Annotated in this window: 1 pseudogene; it reads right to left on the bottom strand. The window is 69.8% G+C overall.

The annotated features are described in order from the left end of the window. A pseudogene (locus JCM9942_RS17920) lies at positions 1-507 on the bottom strand (3'-5' exonuclease); the annotation flags it as partial.

The following is a 507-nucleotide window of genomic DNA, read 5'->3' as shown; positions in this document are numbered from 1 at the left end:
CCACAACGCGTGCTCGGCGCGGGTCAACCCGACGTAGAGCAGCCGCGCGGTTTCGGCCGCGTCCTCGGCGCCGACCTGCTGGCCGATGGCCTTCCAGTCGGCATCGTCCTTGTCGATCTTCCAATGCAGCACGCGCTGCTGCCCGTCGTGCACGGTGCGGTGGTTGCTGCTGTCCGGGGCGCTGGTGGCGATGCGACGAACGGCAGGTACACCAGCGGGTATTCCAGGCCCTTGCTCTTGTGCAGGGTGATGATCTGCACCCGGCGCGCGTCCGACTCCAGCCGCAACAGCTGCGCCTCGTCGCCCTCGTCGGCGTGGGCGATCCGGGTCTGCAGCCAGTCCAGCAGGCCGTGCAGGCCGATGCTGCGGTGACTGGCCTCCTGCAGCTGTTCGGCCAGCTGCAGGTAGTTGGTCAGCCGGCGCTCGCCATCGACCAGCGCCAGCAGGCGTTCGGCCTGTTCGGCGCACAGCTCCGACAGCAGCGCCAGCACGCCGCCACGCTGCCAG

The sequence above is a fragment of the Stenotrophomonas pictorum JCM 9942 genome (assembly GCF_001310775.1).
GTDB classification, from domain to species: domain Bacteria; phylum Pseudomonadota; class Gammaproteobacteria; order Xanthomonadales; family Xanthomonadaceae; genus Stenotrophomonas; species Stenotrophomonas pictorum.
This window is presented reverse-complemented; position numbering and strand designations above follow the sequence as displayed.